Origin of the sequence: Halorubrum sp. CBA1229, from assembly GCF_003721435.2 — an archaeon.
GTDB lineage: Archaea > Halobacteriota > Halobacteria > Halobacteriales > Haloferacaceae > Halorubrum.
The window spans coordinates 2,633,396-2,649,482 of sequence record NZ_CP054585.1; the positions used below are offsets into that span (position 1 = coordinate 2,633,396).

Below are 16,087 nucleotides of genomic sequence, written 5' to 3' on the forward strand. Positions count from 1 at the left end.
GCATGGAACTCGGCGTCATCGGACTCGGGCGGATGGGGCAGATCGTGGTGAACCGGTCGCTGGAGGCCGGCCACGACGTGGTCGCGTTCGACCTCTCGGCGGAGGCGACCGCGACCGCGGCGGAGGCGGGCGCGGAACCCGCTGACTCGGTCGAAGACCTCTGTGGGCGGTTGGAGGGCTCGGACGACGGCGAGCGGGACGGGAAGCGCATCTGGCTCATGGTGCCCGCGGGCGAGGCGGTCGACGCCACGCTCGCAGACTTAGAGCCGCACCTCGACGGGGACGACGTGATCGTCGACGGGGGAAACTCCCACTTCGAGGCGTCCACCCGCCGCGCCGAGGAGACGGACGCCGCCTACCTCGACTGCGGCACGTCCGGGGGACCGGCGAGCGCCGAGGCGGGGTTCTCGCTGATGGTCGGCGGCCCGGCGTGGGCCTACGAGGCGATGGTCCCCGTCTTCGACGCGGTCGCGACCGGTCCGGACGGCCACGACCGGATGGGCGAGTCGGGGTCGGGTCACTACGTGAAGATGGTCCACAACGGCGTGGAGTACGCGCTGATGCAGGCGTACGGCGAGGGGTTCGAGCTCCTCGCGGAGGGCCGGTACGACCTCGACATGGAGTCGGTCGCGCGCACGTGGAACAACGGCGCGGTCATTCGGTCGTGGCTCCTCGAGCTGTGCGAGGAGGCGTTCCGCGAGGAGGGGTCGGACCTCGGTGACGTCGCGGACCACGTCGCGGGCGGGTCCACGGGCACGTGGACCGTCGAGGAGGCGCTCGAACAGGCGGTGCCGGTGCCGCTCATCTATCAGGCGCTCGCGGAGCGGTTCGACTCGCGGAACGAGGGGCGCTTCTCGCGGCGGCTCGCGAACCGGCTGCGGTACGGGTTCGGCCGCCACGAAGTCGCGCGGCGGTCGGACGGGGAGTAGGAGAGTCGCGGGGGTACGAGGTCGCGGGGGCGCTGGACCGCGGGGTACGGGATTGCGGGCACCAGGAGCCCGCGGGATCGCCGCTTATCGCGTTCGATCGCGCGCCGGGTAACGCTTATATACCACCGTGTCAGAGGATACCATGCATAGCATGTTCGAGCGATTCTCGAGCGGATACTACCTGGGGGAACTGTACGTGGAGCCCCACGACGGCGACCGCGCCGTCATCCAGCGGGCCGACCACGAGCACGTCAACGAGCAGCTGTACGCGGACGGCGAGGGAGTCGAGCGGCTCGACGCACCCCTCGTAATGAAACTCGGCGCCGGCCACATCCCGGTCGGCGGCGACGACGACGTGCCGAGCGGAACGCTCGCGGTCCCCCACGAGATCGCCGACGAGACGCTCCCGGACCGCAAGAACGTCCTGCTGGCGGACGCGGATCGGGCGGAGACGCTGTTGCGGTGGGAGGGTTGGGAGCCACACGTGAACGCGTGACACGAGAACGGTTCTGTTGATTCCGTTTTCTGTGGCGTCTGCGGTTTGGTCGGCAGTTTATAAGTAGATTATAAGCGAGCGACGGCAAACCACTCCAAAGCCCCAGTCGGGAGGCGGGCGCACGCTCGCTGTCGTTCGAGACGCCAAAGGCGTCTCGTGATGACGAAACGGCGAAGCCGTTTCGAACCACGCGCTTCGGTCGCTCACTCCGTTCGCTCTCTGCAGTGCTTACGTCGTCATCAGAACGCTCCGCGTTCTGATTGGCTCACGAGAGCAAAGCTCTCGTGAACGCCTGCGCCCGCCTCCCGGCTGCCCCTTTGAGTCCCACCCGCACAGCGACCGCACCTCACGCCTCTCCAGCCTCGTCGCCGGCGGCTCCGCCGCCGGCTGTCAGAGAGACCTCCGGTCTCTCTCTACTCGCGGTCGTCGATGACGACCGCTCGGAGGCACGCCACCGCAGTTATTTATAAATCATTCCGCGACTACCCCGCCGCAGACGCACCTTTTAGGTCGCCGGGGGTCGCGGATTCGGTATGATCGACAGGCTGCTCGGGCGCGCCGAGCTGAAAGAGCGGATCGAGGAGTTAGAGGAGGAGAAGCGCCACCTCGAACGCCGCGCCGAGGCCGAGGAGGAGCGCCGCTCTGACGCCGTCGCCGACCGCCAGCGCGCCGAGGAGCGCGTCAACGAGCTCGAACACCGGATCGAGTCGTTAGAGGAGCGGCTGAGCCGGACCGAGGGCGAAGAGGCGTCGATCGAGTTCCGGCGCGTGAGCGACGCCCGCGGCCCGCGACTGGACGATATCCTCGACCGCTTCCGGGGCGTGGAGAGCGACGACCCGGAGGGGCTGCTCACCGCTTTCGTCCCGGGCGACGACGCGGTCCCGACGAGCGTGTCGGAGTGGTTCGGCGACCGCACCCGACTCGTTCGGCGGGCCGCGCCCGCGGTCGTCCTCGCCGACGACTCGGGCGCCGTGAGCGCGGCGATCGCGCCCCCGATAGCGCCCGAACCGTTCGATCGGTGGGACGACGGCTTCCGACTGGAAGACGCGTGGTTCCGGCCGACCGGGCGGTTCGCCTTCGCGGTGGTCCGCTCGGACACGTTCGCGCTCGGCACCTACGAGGGCGCCGAGCGCGTCGCCTTCGAGGGGTTCACCTCCGACGTGAAGGAGGCCCACTCGAAGGGCGGCTTCTCGCAGGGGCGCTTCGAGCGCCGCCGCGAGGGGCAGATCGACGACCACCTGAAGAAGGCGAACCGCCAGCTGGCGGCCGTCGCCGACGCGGACGACGTCGACCGCGTGATCGTCGTCGGCGAGCGGAGCGTCCTCGGCGAGGTCCGCGAGCACGCCGACGTCACCGACGTGTCGGACGCGACCGGCGAGCCGAAGGCGGCGCTCGACGACGCCTTCAGCGACTTCTGGACCGCCCGGATCCACGCGATATGAGCCGCGTCGTCGGCGCGGGCGCGACTCCGATCGACCCCGGTGGTATGGAGTTTATAACTAAATAGCTCGGTGACGGATGCTCGCACGGAGGGACGTCACACGCTCCCTCTCCCCCCACGTCGATCGTTTTTTCGATGTCCGCGCCCGGAACGAGAGCGACGCGTGTCCGCGGCGACCGCGTCGCGAGGAACAGGCCTATGTCGCCGTCGCCCGGTGGTGGATCCATGACACGGTCGGGTTCGGATCCAGCGGTTCGATCCGTCGCCGCGTTGCTCGTCGCGCTCCTGCTCGTCGCCGCGCTGGGGGTCGCCGCACCGGGGGCCGCCGGGAGCGCGGCGGTCGACGACCGCTCCGCCCCGAGCGACGCCGTCGCGCTCGGCGGGACCGAGTTCCACGGGTCCGTCGGCCCCGACTCGCCCGAGGACGCCGCGGGCGACGACGCGGGTCAGGTCGACGACTCCGACAGGATCCGCCTGCGGAACGAGCTGTCGATGACCGCCGAGCCCGGAACGGTCGCGGTCAGGACGCGGGCGGCGATCCCCGACCGCGTCACCGAGCTCCGGGTGACTTTGCTCAGCGCGAACGACGACGCGGTCGAGGCCGACGGGTTCGAGCGGGCCGACGACGCCGGTCCCGACGAGTCGGCGTGGGTGTGGGACGGCGAGACGGCGACCCCCTCGCTCACCTACGCGATGGACGCCAACGACACCGTCGAGGCGGCGGGACCGCTCGGCGCCCGCGGCTCCTACCGGTTCGTCGACGCCGGCGAGTGGGCGTTGGTCCGGACGCCGCGGACGAGCGCGAGCTGGTCGTACACCGGCCAGTACGACGGCCAGGTCCGGCTGACCCGAGAGAACGCCGTCGACGGCGAGGGGGTCGCCTCGCAGGCGATGGCGTTCCTCGGCCCGTACGAGGAGCACGTCCGCGAGGCCGGCGGCCAGCGCTACCGCCTGATCGTCCCCGCGGCGGCCGATCTCGAAGCGACTCCCGACGAGGTGTTCGGCGTCTTCGAGTCGGCGTCGACGGCGCTGCAGGTGGGCGCGCGCGACGAGGCGGTGTTCGCCGTCGCCGCTCCCACCGGCGGCGTCGAGTGGGGGGTCCGCGGACTTCAGGTCGCCGACGCCGACCTCTGGGTCCGGGACGTCGAGCCGGCCGGCACGGCGGCCGACGTGTGGACGCACGAGTACGTCCACACCCGGCAGGCCTACCGCGCCGACGCGAGCGGCCGGTGGATCACCGAGGCGAGCGCGACCTACTACGCCGCGCTGTTCGCCTTGGACCGCGGCGACGCCGATTTCGACGAATTCGAGCGGACCCTGGCGCGCGGCGAGCGGGATCCCGACGCCTCGGCGGTGCTCGCCGACCCCGGCACGTGGGAGCGCAACCCCGACTACACGAAGGGGGCGCTCGTCGCCGGCGAGATCGACCGCCGGCTCCGCGTCGCGACCGACGGGAGCGCCTCGCTCGCGACGGTCGTCCGCGATCTGAACGCCGCGGACGGACCGATCACCAACGGGGACGTGCTCGACGCCGTCGAGGCGGCCGCGGCCGAGGGGGCCGACGCCGAGACCGCGGCCGCGATCCGCGCCGAGGCCGAGCGCCTGACGACCACCCGGGAGACGGCGGAGACGTGGGACCGCGAGGCGCACGCGGAGGCGTTCGGCGAGACGCCCGCGCAGGTCGGGTACGCGCTCGCGGACGACGGGGTCCGGGCGACCGGCGAGTACCGCGACCGCCCGGTCGCGAGCGACCCGGTCGAGCTGGTGGCCGGCGAGACGCTCGCGCTCGCCGTCGACGTGACCAACACGGGCGGCGTCGCCGGCGAGTACGACCTCGCGTTGACCGTCGACGGCGAGGTCGTCGACTCGCGGAACGGCTCGGTCGAGGCGGGCGAAGCGACCACCGAGCGGTTCGAACGGGCGTTCTCTGACCCCGGCGAATACGCGGTCCGGGTCGCCGGCGAGCGGCTGACGGTCGCCGTCTCCGAGCCCGCGCCGCCGTCGGTCAGAGCGGTCTCCGCGGACGCGGACCGCGTGGCCGCCGGCGAGTCGGTGCGCGTCACCGCGACGGTCGCCAACGACGCCGGCCTCCCGGCCGGGGCGGATGTCGAGTTCCGGGTCGACGGCGAGACGGTCGCCACGGCGCCCGTCCGGCTCGACGCCGGCGCGGAGGGGACGGTCGCGAGGAACGTCACGCTCGGGGAGTCGGGAGAGTCGGGAGGTATCGCCGGCGGCGACGGCGAGGCGACCGTGAGCGTCGTCGGCCCGGAAGACGAGGCCTCGACGACCGTCACCGTCGACGGGGAGGGTCCGCTCGGCGGGGAGGGTGGGGCCACCGACGACGGCGCGCCCGGGTTCGGCCCCGTCGTCGCTCTCGTCGCGCTGCTGTCGGCCGCGGGGCTGTTCGGACGGCGGGGCCCCGGCTCCTGATCAGAACGGGGCGTCGGGACCCTCGTCCGCCGCGCCGTCGCTGGCGTCGGGGCGCTCGTCGGCCCTCTCCGTCGTCACCAGCTCGTCGACGTCGCGCTGCCACGCCTCGACGCCCCCGCGGAGGCTCTCGACACGCGCGTCCTCGATCCCGGCGTAGCTCCCGATCAGCTGTGCGGCCTGCCGGCTGGCGATCCCGTGCGGGCAGACGGTGACGATCCGCGAGGCGCCGGCGAGCTCCTCGACGCGGGTCGTCAGCTCGGGGAACGGGACGCACTCGCTGCCGGGGAGGTGGCCGCGGTCGAACGCCCGCTGGTCGCGGATATCGACGATTCGGAGGTCTTCGCCCCCCTCGTTCCCGTCCGCCGCTTCGTCGCGGTCGGCGGTCTCGTCGAGGAGCGCCGCCAGCTCCTCGGGGTCGATCTCGCCGTCCATCAGGGGAGCGGGCAGAGGCTCGCCGTGAGCACGGCTCGCTCGTCCGTGTCGTTCCGGGCGCCGTGGACCGCGCCGCGCTCGTTCGGGACCACCGCGGGCGCCGCGAGCGTTTCCTCGGTCCCCTCCCTGACGACCGTCGGTTCTCCCTCGATAACGTGGAAGACGTTGGTCGCGTCGGCGTGTTCGTGCGGGTCGACGGCGGCGTCCGGGCCGAGGACGAACGCCTTCACGAGCACGTCGTCGGTGACGACGAGTTCGGCGGTCTCCACCTCGCCCGCCGCGGGATCGAGCTCGGAGACGGCGTCGGCGTATCTGTCGAGCGTCATGCCCGACTGTCGTCGCCGTCGATACATAAGGCCCGTGGCGGGTGGACCGGGGCGAGAGGCCCGTGGCGGGTGGACCGGGGCGAGAGGGCCGCGGCGGGCGGTGGTAGCGGGGCTACTCCCGCGCGCCGGGCGGGAGCGGGTCGGCGTGGTCGGCGATCGCCTCCGCGACGCGGTGCGGCTCCTCGTGGACGACCCAGTGGGTCGCGGTGTCGAGCGTCAGCAGCCGGCCCTCGGCGCAGCGGTCGACGCTCCGCCCCGCCATCCGCTTCGTGAGGAAGCGGTCCCTCGCGCCCCAGATCACGAGGGTTGGCACCTCGACGCGGGTCTGCTCGGGGGTCGGGCGATCGCGGACGATCGCGCGGTACCAGTTCACCATCGCCTCGAAGGCGCCCTCGCGGTTCCACGCACGCCGGTAGCGCCGGATGTCCTCGTCGCTGAACGTGCCGGGGGTACTGGAGTCGCGGAGCCCGCGAACGGCCAGCCGCCAGTTCCCCGCGCTGGCGACGGCCTCGGGGAGCCTCGGGAGCTGGAACGCGAGCATGTACCAGCTCTTGAGCCGCTGGTCCCACGAGCTCCGGAGTGTCTCCTCGAAGACGGTCGGGTGCGGGACGTTGACCGCGACGAACTCCGAGACGCGGTCAGCGTGGTGGAGCGCGAGCCACCACCCCACCGCCGCCCCCCAGTCGTGTCCGGCGACGGCGGCGGTCTCCCGCCCGTACGCGTCGACGATGCCGACGACGTCGCGGGCGAGCTCGCCGATCCGGTAGTCGCTCACGCCCGGTGGCTTCGCCGAGAGGTTGTACCCGCGCTGGTCGGGGACCACGACGCGGTACCCGGCGTTGGCGAGCGTCGCGATCGTCTCGTGCCAGCCGTACCAGAACTCGGGGAACCCGTGGAGCAGGACGAGCAGCTTCCCGTCTTCCGGCCCCGCCTCGACGAGGTGGAGTCGGACGCCGTTCGTCTCCACCGCCCGCGATTCCGCCGGCACCGACTCGGGGATCTCGTCGTCCGGGACGTCGGCGTCTATCGCGTCGACGCCGCGAACCGCCTCTGTCGTCGCATCGCTCATGAATGTGGCTTGGCGCGCCGCCGGCAAATAGCTACGCTCGCCGCCGTCACCGGAATCGAAATCCTCAAGCCGCTGGCAGGCGGCTTCTGGGGTATACTCGTGTTTCTGACGCGCGTCTCGACGAGGCGCGGGCTCCTCGCGGGCCCGTCCCCTCGACGGACGGCCGTGCCCAGTTCGACCCGCCGAGGGCACACGGCGCGACCGGTCGGGCCGCTCCGCGGTGCCGCGGCGTCGGAGACACCCACCGCATAACATGGCTCCGGACACGTCACACCCGGACGAGCCGGTATCGCGCTCGTCCACGCCGGCGGAATCGCGATCGACCGACGCCGACCCCGAGGTCTCCAACGTCGTTCTCGTCACGATCGACTCGCTCCGAGCGGACGCGATCGCGCCGTACGACGACGAGCGGATCTCGCCGGTGCTCGCCGAGCTGGCCGACGACGGAACCGTCTTCGACCGATCGTTCGCGACCGGGAACTGGACCCCCTTCTCGTTCCCCTCGATCCTCGCGTCCGAGCCCGTCTTCGCTCGGAACGGCGACATCGGCGTGACCGGCGCACGGACGCTCGCCTCGGTGCTCTCGGAGGCGGGGATCGCGACCGGCGGCTTCAACGCCGCGAACGGCTTTCTCACCTCTCACTGGGGGTACCCCGAGGGGTTCGACGAGTTCGAGCCGTTCGTCACCAGCGTCGGGTCGAGCCGGTACAGCCGCTACCTCGCCGCCCACCCGACGGTCGAGGCGTGGATCCAGCTGCTCGCCTCCCCGTTTCGCCGTCTCAACTCCACGTTCAGGGGACGCAGCGACGAGCGGCCGTTCCTCGACGCCTCGCGGATGTTCGACGTCGAGGACGCCGCGACGGAGTTCATCGACGAGACGGACGGGCCGTTCTTCCTGTGGACCCACTACATGGACACCCACACGCCGTACGTCCCGGCGCCGCGGTACATCCGCGAGGTGTCCGACGGGCTGGTCGGGACCCACCGGATGCTCCACGCGCACACCCGAACGAGCCTCGGGCTGGAGGTCGACGAGCGGACCCTCCGCGAGCTCCGGACGCTGTATCAGGCGACAGTCAAGCAGGTCGACGACAGCGTCGGGCGCGTGCTCGAGGCCCTCGAAGCGGCCGGCGTCGCCGACGAGACCGCGATCATCGTCGCGGGCGACCACGGCGAGGAGTTCCAGGAGCACGGCCACCTCGCGCACTACCCGAAGCTGTACGACGAGCTGATTCACGTGCCGTTCATCGTGAACGTCCCCGGCGAAGACGGGGGTCGCGTCTCCGAACACGTCGGGCTCGACGCGATCCCGCCGACCGTGGCCGACCTCCTCGGTGTGGAGTCGCCGCCGGAGTGGCGCGGGGGGTCGGTGGCGCCCGCGGTCAGAGGCGAGGCCGAGCCCGATCAGGACCCCGTCGTCTCCGTGACGGTCCGCGGCGAGGAGGTGACGGAGCAGCCCATCCCGCGCTCGATGGACGACGGCGAGCTCCTGGTGAGCGTCCGCGACGCGGAGTGGACCTACATCGAGAACGCAGACACCGGGGAGACGGAGCTGTACCACCGACCCTCGGACCCGACTCAGCAGGAGGACCTGTCCGCCGACCCGACCGATGAAGAGCTGGCCGTCGTCGAGCGGTTCGCCCCCGTCGCCGCCGACCACGTGGCCGAGCTTCGCGACCGCGACGGGGACGCCGCCGGGGACGACGAGGTCGACGAGGACCTCGAGGCCCGGCTCGAGGCGCTCGGCTATCGCTGATGTTACGGGGGATCCTCCGCAACCTCGTCAGCGGACCGATCGCCGTCCAGATGCGCCGGTTCGTGATCGTCGGCGCGTTCACCGCCGGCATACAGATGGGACTGCTCTGGCTGTTCGTCGACGCCGCCGGGATCAACTACCTGATCGGCGCAACGGTCGCCATCGAGATCACGATCATTCTCTCGTACGTGTTCAACAACGCGTGGACGTTTGAGGCGAGACAGAACACGGGCACGACCGAGTATCTCTCGGGACTGCTGAAGACGAACCTCGTCCGGGGGACGGCGATCCCGATCCAGCTCGGCGTCCTCTACGCGCTTGTGGAGTGGGGCGGGGTGATGTACCTCGTCTCCAACGGGTTCGCCATCTTCCTCAGCGGCATCTATCGGTTCGCGCTCGACTCGCTCTGGACATGGGGGTGAATCGGGGAGCACCTCGTCCGGCGCCGGGCCGGGGGCGCGGTCGCCGCTTGTTTAAAAGGGGAGTCGGGGCTCGACGCGGGCGATGATGTCGCGGATCGTCTCCTGTTTGTAATACCCGACCACCGACGCGAGGACGACGACGAGGATGAGCGCGAGCCCGGAGAGGAAGCGTCCGCTCGCGAGCTCGCCGCCGGCGTACACCGTGAGCACGTACGCGGGGAGCCGGCCGACGGCGATGACGCCCATGAACGCGGGGAGCGTCCACTTCGTGAGCCCGCTTAAAAAGCAGATGGCGTCGTCCGGGAGCCCGGGGATGATCACGAACGCGAACAGGCCCGGGAGCCCGACCGTGTCGACGAACCCGTCGAACCGCACAATAATGTCCTCGTGGATCACGTCCTCGACGAACGACCGGCCGTAGTGCTTCGACAGCGAGAAGGCGATCGCGCTCCCGATGAGCACGCCCGTGACGCTGTAGACGGTGCCGGCGAGCGGGCCGAAGAGGTACCCCGCGACGAGGGCGACGACTTGGCCCGGAATCGGCGCGACGATCACCTGGAGGGCCTGGATGGCGATGAACACGAGCGGCGCGAGCACGCCGAACTGCCGGAGCCACAGGCGGAGCGCCTCGGCGTCGGTGAGGAACCAGGCGTACTCGCGGACGAAGAGGTAGAGGAGGACGAAGCCGACCGCGACGCCGACGAACGCGAGGATCCCCCGTCGTCTGTCCGACGCCGAGGCGAAGAGTCTCATTCGTGTTACAACCGGCCAGCGGTCGACTTGAACCTTGTCAAAACCGAAACCTCTCAAGGGACGTGGTCGGGAGGCCGCGGCGTCCGTGACGTCCGCGCCGACCCGACGGTAACGGGCCGTCGGCTCCATATCGCGATCCCACGTCGAGGAGAGATGGAAAGTCCCACGTCGAGGAGAGACGGAACCTAGTCCGCGTTCCGCCGCGAGACCGGGTCGTTCCGCCGACTTCCGCTCACCTGACTCGGAATCGGGGACCGGACCGCGACGCATCGGCCCCGGTCACTCCACGTCGAACGGCGCGTCGTCGATCGAGTTCTCCAGTTTCGTCCCGTGGCTCTGAACGATGGCGCTCCCGAGGTATCCCAGCCCGGTCGCGTCGGCGTCGAGCCACGCGACGGTCCCGTCGGCCTCCAGGAACCCGAGCCGACCGCGGTCCTCGTCGATGACGAGCACGCCGGCGAAGAACCCGTTCTCGCCCTCAGCGAGCGCCAGCTCGTACCCTCGGTCCTCGAGCTGCTCTCGGTACCGCTCCATCCGCCGTTCCAGCTCCTGTCGGTCCTCCGCGTCGAGTGGCTCGAAGTACCCGTTGAAGTCGTCACTCATCGTCGGTCACCTCGTCGTCCGAGACGAACTCGCGGATCCGGTTTCTCGGATCGATGACGGGGGTGTCCAAGTCGGGCAGACCGCCGAGGGGACCGTCGCCGCCCTCGCTGCTGTCGTCGCTGCCCTCGCCGCCATCGTCGCCACCTTTGCTGCCATCATCGTCGCCCGCGGGCCCCTCGTCATCGCCGCCCGATCCATCGCTCTCGGAGCCGGCCGATCCGCCGTCGTCTCCGTCGTCCCCGCCACTGCCATCGTCTCCGCCACCGCCGTCGTCTCCGCCACCGCCGTCGTCTCGCGTTCCCTCGTCTTCCCGCTCCCCCTCGTTCTTGTCCTCACTCTCGCTCTCATCTCTCTGTTCCCCGCTCTCGCTTTCCCCGTCCGTCGGCTCGTCGACGTTCTCGCCGATGTCTTCGCCCGCCTGCTCCAGCAGGCGTGTCCGGAGGACCTCCTCGTTGACGTCCCACGGCGGGTCCCAGACGAAGCCGATGTCAGGGCGCGCGAACGGATATTCGCCCTCGCCGCCCTCCACCGGGAGGTCGCCGAGGTCAGGCTGGTCGCCGGGCTCGATGAAGTCGTACACCTCGAGGTCGAACGAGATGGCGGTCTCGTCCTCGGGGCGGTCGGTGACGTACATCCTAGTGACGCCGTTTTCTTCCCGAGCCTCGAGCCCGACGTCGAGGTCGATCGAGATGTTCGTCGCGTGATATACCGGGATCCGGGAGTCCCGTTGGGAGGGGGACGCCTGCAGCAACGTGTACGCCGCCTGTCCGTGGCTCTGCGCGGCCACCTCCGCCTGCAGGACCGCGTCGTACAGCGAGGTGAGGAACTTCTCCAGTTCGGTCATTCCGTCTCGTCCTCCGCGTCCGGGATGACGCCCTCGTCGGTCGTCGCGACGGCGCTGTTCGCGGCCCGTTCGAGCGTCTCCATTCCCGTCGTCTGCGTGTCGACCTCGGCGCGCATTCGGATATCGAGGTCGTACTTGGACTTGGTCCGCTCCGAGAACGTCGTCGATTCGGACGACGGCGCAACTTGCAGCTGCGTCGGCGACGGGAGGAACGGGGCGGTGCCACCGGAGCCATCGCCGCCGTTCCCGTCCTCGTCGCTCTCTTCGGTACGTTCGCCGGTGATCCGCGCCGAGAACGTCTGTTCGATCTCGTGGACGACGAGCTCCGGGAACGAGAGGAACAAGACGATCGGGATCTCCAGCTCCTTCCGGATCCGGCTCTCCTCGCCGGTCTCGCTGTCGATTCCCGTCGTGGCGTAGCTGAACGTGACCGTCCTGAGCGACCCGTCCTCGAACCCGATCTCCCGGAGGAGCCGGAGCGACTCCGTCTGCGCCTGGACGTTCGCCTCGATGGCCGCCACGAGCGGGGCGGAGAACAGCGAGGCGAGCGGGAGGTCGGAGAGGGTCTCTGTAGCTTGCACGGGTCAGTCCTCCTCTCAGCTTCCGGCGCCGTTGCCGCCGTTGCCGCCGTTGCCGCCGTTGGTGGCGCTCCCCTCCGGCACCTCAACGATCGTCTGCTCGAGGACGCCGAGGAGCTTCTTCACCCCCTCAGGCGCCTCGACGGACCCCGCCTGGACGTGGACCTGCTGATCGTACGTCCGCTCGACCTCCTGTGAGCGGCTGCTCTTGCGCTGGTAACTGGAGTTCACCGACCACTCCGTCCGGCCGGTGAACCAGCCCTGTTTCCCCTTGTTCTCGACTTCCAGGTTGAACTCGTCCGAGACCTCGTACGTCTGCAGCGAATTCAGCTTGACGTTGAAGTCCACGGTGACCTGCTCGACCTCGAAGTACGGGACGTTGGTCAACAGCAGGAACGGGATCGTGATCGTGTGGCTCTTGAGCGTGCTGTCGCCGCTCTCTTCGTCGATAACCTCTTTCTCGTAGCTGAACTCGACCATCCGGGGCGACTTCTCGCCGTTCTCGCCCTCGGTGAAACCCACGTCCTTGATGAACTGGGCCGCGGCTTCGGACGCGTCGGTGTTGGCTTTCACCGCCGCGATCAGTGGGCCCCCGATGATCGACTGGTACGGGATGTTCCCCAACTCGGCCGGGAAGTTCGGATTCGGCATGGTTCAAGTTGGAAAATTAATCCTTTTATGTTTAAATGTATGGAGGTGAGTGAAAGTGTAACAAACCCCCCACGTATTTCGCCGCTTCAGAGGGTACTCACCTTCGGAATCGGATGACGGCGTGGAGCGCATGGCGGTCCCACACGGCGATCACAGCCGCTCGTGAAAACGTGGGTTCGCTCGCTCGGCAAGAAGGATCGGCGACGGAATCGCTGGTCCTGTCGCTCGGGGTTTGAAATGCGGGAGACTTGAACAGTACAAGAACGAAATTAGATTCCCCAAATCAATATTTGGTTATCGTTTTACTCTCCCCGGCACTCAATAGCGCTTGCGTGTCATCCAGAAATTAGACGGCGTGACCTCCACTACCATTAGGCAAAAAGTAATGAGAATGAGCGCCCCGATACGTGTTCCCCGATATGGTAAGAGAACTCCTCCCGAGAACGCGCCAAGAAAGGCGAGTGCACCCAGCCAGCCACTCCCTTCCACCATCTTGCCGACTCCAAATAGCAGCTCCAGCACTGTGCCTATCTGAACGGTCGGAGACAAGACACCCACATACTCTGAGCGAAGGAGAGTAGATAGCGGGACCAGCTCGGCGGCTAGCGTACTCATCGGTGCAAGACCAATCCCCACTACGATTCCATTTGCTACTACTACTGATGTCAGCACCCGTTTTTGTACATCTGGGGTAGTGACAGTCACCGCGCTTCCGAAAACTGAGGTCAAAAGAAGCGCCGCAAAACCCCCGATTACCACGTCTTGAATCGCTTGAACAGATTCTACCCCTGCAACATGTGACATAATTATCGTTCAAATTATTTTTTCTCACCGGTTCTTTCTACTGATGATGGCTTGCTGATTAGATCATCTGTATTGAGCGATTTGCGGGTCGCCTGTACTGACCTATCGGAATTGGTCTGTGTGAATAATGTGTTATAGCAATATAATCAATACAAATATAAGATATTAGTGTAATTTGTGTTGTTACCCACGATGTTGTATGATATTAGAACTAAATTTTTAATTCTCTCTTCTGACTTTGCGAGTGAATGTCATACAATATGGCATCTGAGAAAGCGCAAAACGTGTTGAACCGCCGGAATGTCCTCAAACTAGCCGGAGTAGCCAGCCTCGCCGGTTTCACCAGCCAAAGCGTAGCGGGAAACAAGCCAGACAATCCCGGAACAGGACCACAGAATTCATTCGAGCCACTTGAAGCGACGGTTGCCGATATTCGTCAATCTATCACCAACCGTCAAGCCACAGCAGAATCAATCACGAAACAGTATTTAGAACGTATCGACGCGTACGACGACGCGCTGAACGCCATCATCACGGTCAACGACCAAGCGATCGAGCGGGCTCAAACACTAGACGACAAGTTCGAGGAATCAGGACTCGTCGGGCCGCTCCACGGTGTTCCGTTAGTACTGAAAGATAATAATGACACGGCGGAGCTCCCGACGACTGGTGGGTCACTTTCGCTAGAAGACTCGGTTCCGCCCGATGACGCGTTCATCGTGAGCGAACTTCGCTCGGCAGGAGCGATCGTTGTAGCGAAAGCCAACCTTCACGAATACGCTCTCGGCTACGAGACGGTTAGTTCACTTGGAGGACAAACGCGGAATCCGTACGCCCTTGGTCGTGTCCCCGGAGGTTCCAGCGGCGGTACCGGTGCCGCGATCGGGGCCAACTTCGGTGTTCTCGGCACAGGTACCGACACCTGCGGGTCAGTACGTGTCCCGGCGGCATTCAATAACGCCGTTGGAATCCGACCGACAATCGGTCTCGTGAGCCGAGATGGGATCATCCCGCTCATCTTATCACAAGATACTGCCGGTCCGATAACGCGAACAGTCGAAGATGCCGCGATCATGCTTGAAGTCATGGCAGGATACGACCCGTCTGACCCGGTGACAGCACGCGGAGCAGACGAAATCCCGTCAGCAAGTGAGCCGCCGTACGGACCCGGAAAAGGAGCCGGGCCATCCAGCAACCGAGGTGAAGGACCGTTCCCCACAGGCGGCTATGCACAGTTTTTGAACGAAGACGGGCTCGAAAACGCACGTATCGGCGTCCTTCGACAGTTGTTCGGCGCTGATGAGGACGCCGAAGAAGGCGCTTCAGCAGATGCGGCACAGGTCACAGCCGTTGTTGACGACGCTCTCAACGACATGGCTGCCAGCGGCGCCACTATCGTGGACCCTGTCGAAATCTCCGATCTTGAGGCACTTGTTGAGGACGCCAGCACACCATTCTTGAAAGAATTCAAACGAGATCTCAACAATTACTTCGACAGTCTCGGTGTTGACGCTGCAGTAGACTCTGTAACCGAACTCGCGGAGTCCGACGAGTACGCTTGTGCAATCGCCGACACCATCCGCGGCGCAGCAGACGCTGAGGTAGAGGATTTAGAAAACGATCCGGACTACGAGAGCGCATTCAAAGGGAAATACGACTTAGTGAATGCTATCGAACAGGTGCTCGCTGATGAAGATCTTGATGCGATCCTATACCCAACCGTGTCCCGAACGATCGTCGAGGTTGGTGGTGATCAAGAAGGACCGAACTGCGATCTCAGTGCGGTGTCCGGGTTGCCGGCAATCACGGTTCCTGGGGGATTCACCGACAAGGACGAGCTCCCCGTGGGTATTGAAATGCTTGGACGAGAATTTGCTGAGCCGACGCTGATTGAACTCGGATACGCATACGAGCAAGCAACGCAGAACCGGCGGCAGCCTGACCAATTCGGGGCACTCCCTACCGAATCAATCTCAGTTCCAAACCCCGATTTCACCGTTGATAAAGCAACTGACGGCTGTAGTTCAGAAGAATAACACGCAACGCCAACATAGGATATTGGGACAGTTCACTCACTTCGTGCTCATCAGTAAGCGTGTGCTGTCCGTATAATTCGCACGCGATACCTGTTCGACTCCAGACGAAATCCTATGATGACGGGAACTCACGGATGCGACGCGATTCGAATCAACCACGGCAGTGCGTGGCTGTGACGTCGGAGACGACGCTGTGTTGCGGTTCCGTCGGCTCCAGAATGGATGCGGGAGAAGTGGGCCGGCACGAATATTGAATCACGGTCGCAAATCGAAGATTTGCTCCCTGATTCAAATTCGCGCCCTAGCAGTTTCACGCCCACTACGGACTCCTCGCTAGCCCTCGTCGTTGCGAAGTGGGGTGAAAATGGGCCGGCACGAATTTGAATCGTGGTTACGGCCACCCGAAGGCCGAAGGATACCAAGCTACCCCACCGGCCCGCACTCGACAGAAGGCCGTTCGTTCTTTTAACCTTTCCGAAAGCCGGGGACACCGACCGTCTCGTCGACCGTCCGATCC

The 16,087-nt window shown here is 66.7% G+C and carries 16 protein-coding genes and 1 tRNA gene; 7 read left to right on the forward strand and 10 right to left on the reverse strand.

Translation table 11 applies throughout. The features are described from left to right. Positions 1-2: 2 nt before the first annotated feature. The 4 genes from Hrr1229_RS13250 (at position 3) to Hrr1229_RS13265 (ending at position 5,296) form a co-directional block, all read left to right on the forward strand. Complete coding sequence (locus Hrr1229_RS13250; RefSeq protein ID WP_123112462.1) at positions 3-929, forward strand: decarboxylating 6-phosphogluconate dehydrogenase; 927 nt, start codon at positions 3-5, stop codon at positions 927-929. 151 nt (positions 930-1,080) lie between these two features. Further along, positions 1,081-1,425 (forward strand): DUF5802 family protein, encoded by a 345-nt coding sequence (locus Hrr1229_RS13255; RefSeq protein WP_123112461.1) that lies wholly within the window; start codon positions 1,081-1,083, stop codon positions 1,423-1,425. Between the two features lie 533 nt (positions 1,426-1,958). Further along, the gene (locus Hrr1229_RS13260) at positions 1,959-2,867 is read left to right on the forward strand and encodes a Vms1/Ankzf1 family peptidyl-tRNA hydrolase (RefSeq protein WP_123112460.1); all 909 of its coding nucleotides are present in this window, start codon (positions 1,959-1,961) and stop codon (positions 2,865-2,867) included. Between the two features lie 224 nt (positions 2,868-3,091). Next, a complete protein-coding gene (locus tag Hrr1229_RS13265; RefSeq protein ID WP_123112459.1) occupies positions 3,092-5,296 on the forward strand; it encodes a PGF-CTERM sorting domain-containing protein in 2,205 nt (734 codons plus the stop codon). On the opposite strand, the gene Hrr1229_RS13270 is transcribed toward Hrr1229_RS13265, so the two are convergent. The 3 genes from Hrr1229_RS13270 to Hrr1229_RS13280 all read right to left on the reverse strand — a co-directional run bounded on the left by Hrr1229_RS13270 (position 5,297) and on the right by Hrr1229_RS13280 (position 7,123). Next, on the reverse strand, positions 5,297-5,728 hold the full coding sequence (locus tag Hrr1229_RS13270; protein WP_123112458.1) for a rhodanese-like domain-containing protein: 432 nt from the start codon (positions 5,726-5,728) through the stop codon (positions 5,297-5,299). Further along, positions 5,728-6,054, reverse strand: coding sequence for a cupin domain-containing protein (locus Hrr1229_RS13275; RefSeq protein WP_123112457.1), 327 nt, complete (start codon positions 6,052-6,054; stop codon positions 5,728-5,730). Before Hrr1229_RS13275 ends, Hrr1229_RS13270 begins: the two co-directional genes overlap by 1 nt. A gap of 112 nt (positions 6,055-6,166) precedes the next feature. Continuing rightward, positions 6,167-7,123, reverse strand: a complete 957-nt coding sequence (locus tag Hrr1229_RS13280; RefSeq protein ID WP_123112456.1) for an alpha/beta hydrolase — start codon at positions 7,121-7,123, stop codon at positions 6,167-6,169. Positions 7,124-7,376: 253 nt separating this feature from the next. Between Hrr1229_RS13280 and Hrr1229_RS13285 the strand changes: the two genes are divergently transcribed. Together Hrr1229_RS13285 and Hrr1229_RS13290 are read left to right on the forward strand one after the other, a co-directional pair. Further along, a complete protein-coding gene (locus Hrr1229_RS13285; protein ID WP_123112455.1) occupies positions 7,377-8,879 on the forward strand; it encodes a sulfatase in 1,503 nt (500 codons plus the stop codon). Next, positions 8,879-9,301, forward strand: coding sequence for a GtrA family protein (locus Hrr1229_RS13290; protein WP_123112454.1), 423 nt, complete (start codon positions 8,879-8,881; stop codon positions 9,299-9,301). Before Hrr1229_RS13285 ends, Hrr1229_RS13290 begins: the two co-directional genes overlap by 1 nt. A gap of 51 nt (positions 9,302-9,352) precedes the next feature. On the opposite strand, the gene Hrr1229_RS13295 is transcribed toward Hrr1229_RS13290, so the two are convergent. From Hrr1229_RS13295 to Hrr1229_RS13320, 6 genes are all read right to left on the reverse strand, one after another. Continuing rightward, entirely contained in the window at positions 9,353-10,054 is a 702-nt protein-coding gene (locus tag Hrr1229_RS13295; RefSeq protein WP_123112453.1) for a TVP38/TMEM64 family protein, read from the reverse strand. A 279-nt stretch (positions 10,055-10,333) separates the two neighbouring features. Next, positions 10,334-10,657 carry a hypothetical protein gene (locus Hrr1229_RS13300; protein ID WP_123112452.1) on the reverse strand — a complete coding sequence of 108 codons (324 nt, stop codon included), beginning with the start codon at positions 10,655-10,657 and terminating at the stop codon, positions 10,334-10,336. Next, on the reverse strand, positions 10,650-11,501 hold the full coding sequence (locus tag Hrr1229_RS13305; RefSeq protein ID WP_158606058.1) for a hypothetical protein: 852 nt from the start codon (positions 11,499-11,501) through the stop codon (positions 10,650-10,652). Before Hrr1229_RS13305 ends, Hrr1229_RS13300 begins: the two co-directional genes overlap by 8 nt. Beyond that, entirely contained in the window at positions 11,498-12,082 is a 585-nt protein-coding gene (locus Hrr1229_RS13310) for a DUF2589 domain-containing protein (protein WP_123112451.1), read from the reverse strand. Before Hrr1229_RS13310 ends, Hrr1229_RS13305 begins: the two co-directional genes overlap by 4 nt. 15 nt (positions 12,083-12,097) lie before the next feature. Then, the gene (locus Hrr1229_RS13315; protein WP_123112450.1) at positions 12,098-12,730 is read right to left on the reverse strand and encodes a DUF2589 domain-containing protein; all 633 of its coding nucleotides are present in this window, start codon (positions 12,728-12,730) and stop codon (positions 12,098-12,100) included. 318 nt (positions 12,731-13,048) lie between these two features. Beyond that, the gene (locus Hrr1229_RS13320) at positions 13,049-13,534 is read right to left on the reverse strand and encodes a hypothetical protein (protein ID WP_148041737.1); all 486 of its coding nucleotides are present in this window, start codon (positions 13,532-13,534) and stop codon (positions 13,049-13,051) included. 248 nt (positions 13,535-13,782) lie between these two features. Between Hrr1229_RS13320 and Hrr1229_RS13325 the strand changes: the two genes are divergently transcribed. Further along, positions 13,783-15,570, forward strand: coding sequence for an amidase family protein (locus tag Hrr1229_RS13325; protein WP_255212509.1), 1,788 nt, complete (start codon positions 13,783-13,785; stop codon positions 15,568-15,570). Between the two features lie 365 nt (positions 15,571-15,935). Here the strand turns inward: Hrr1229_RS13325 and Hrr1229_RS13330 are convergent. Further along, a tRNA-Pro gene (locus tag Hrr1229_RS13330) sits at positions 15,936-16,008 on the reverse strand. Positions 16,009-16,087: the final 79 nt, after the last annotated feature.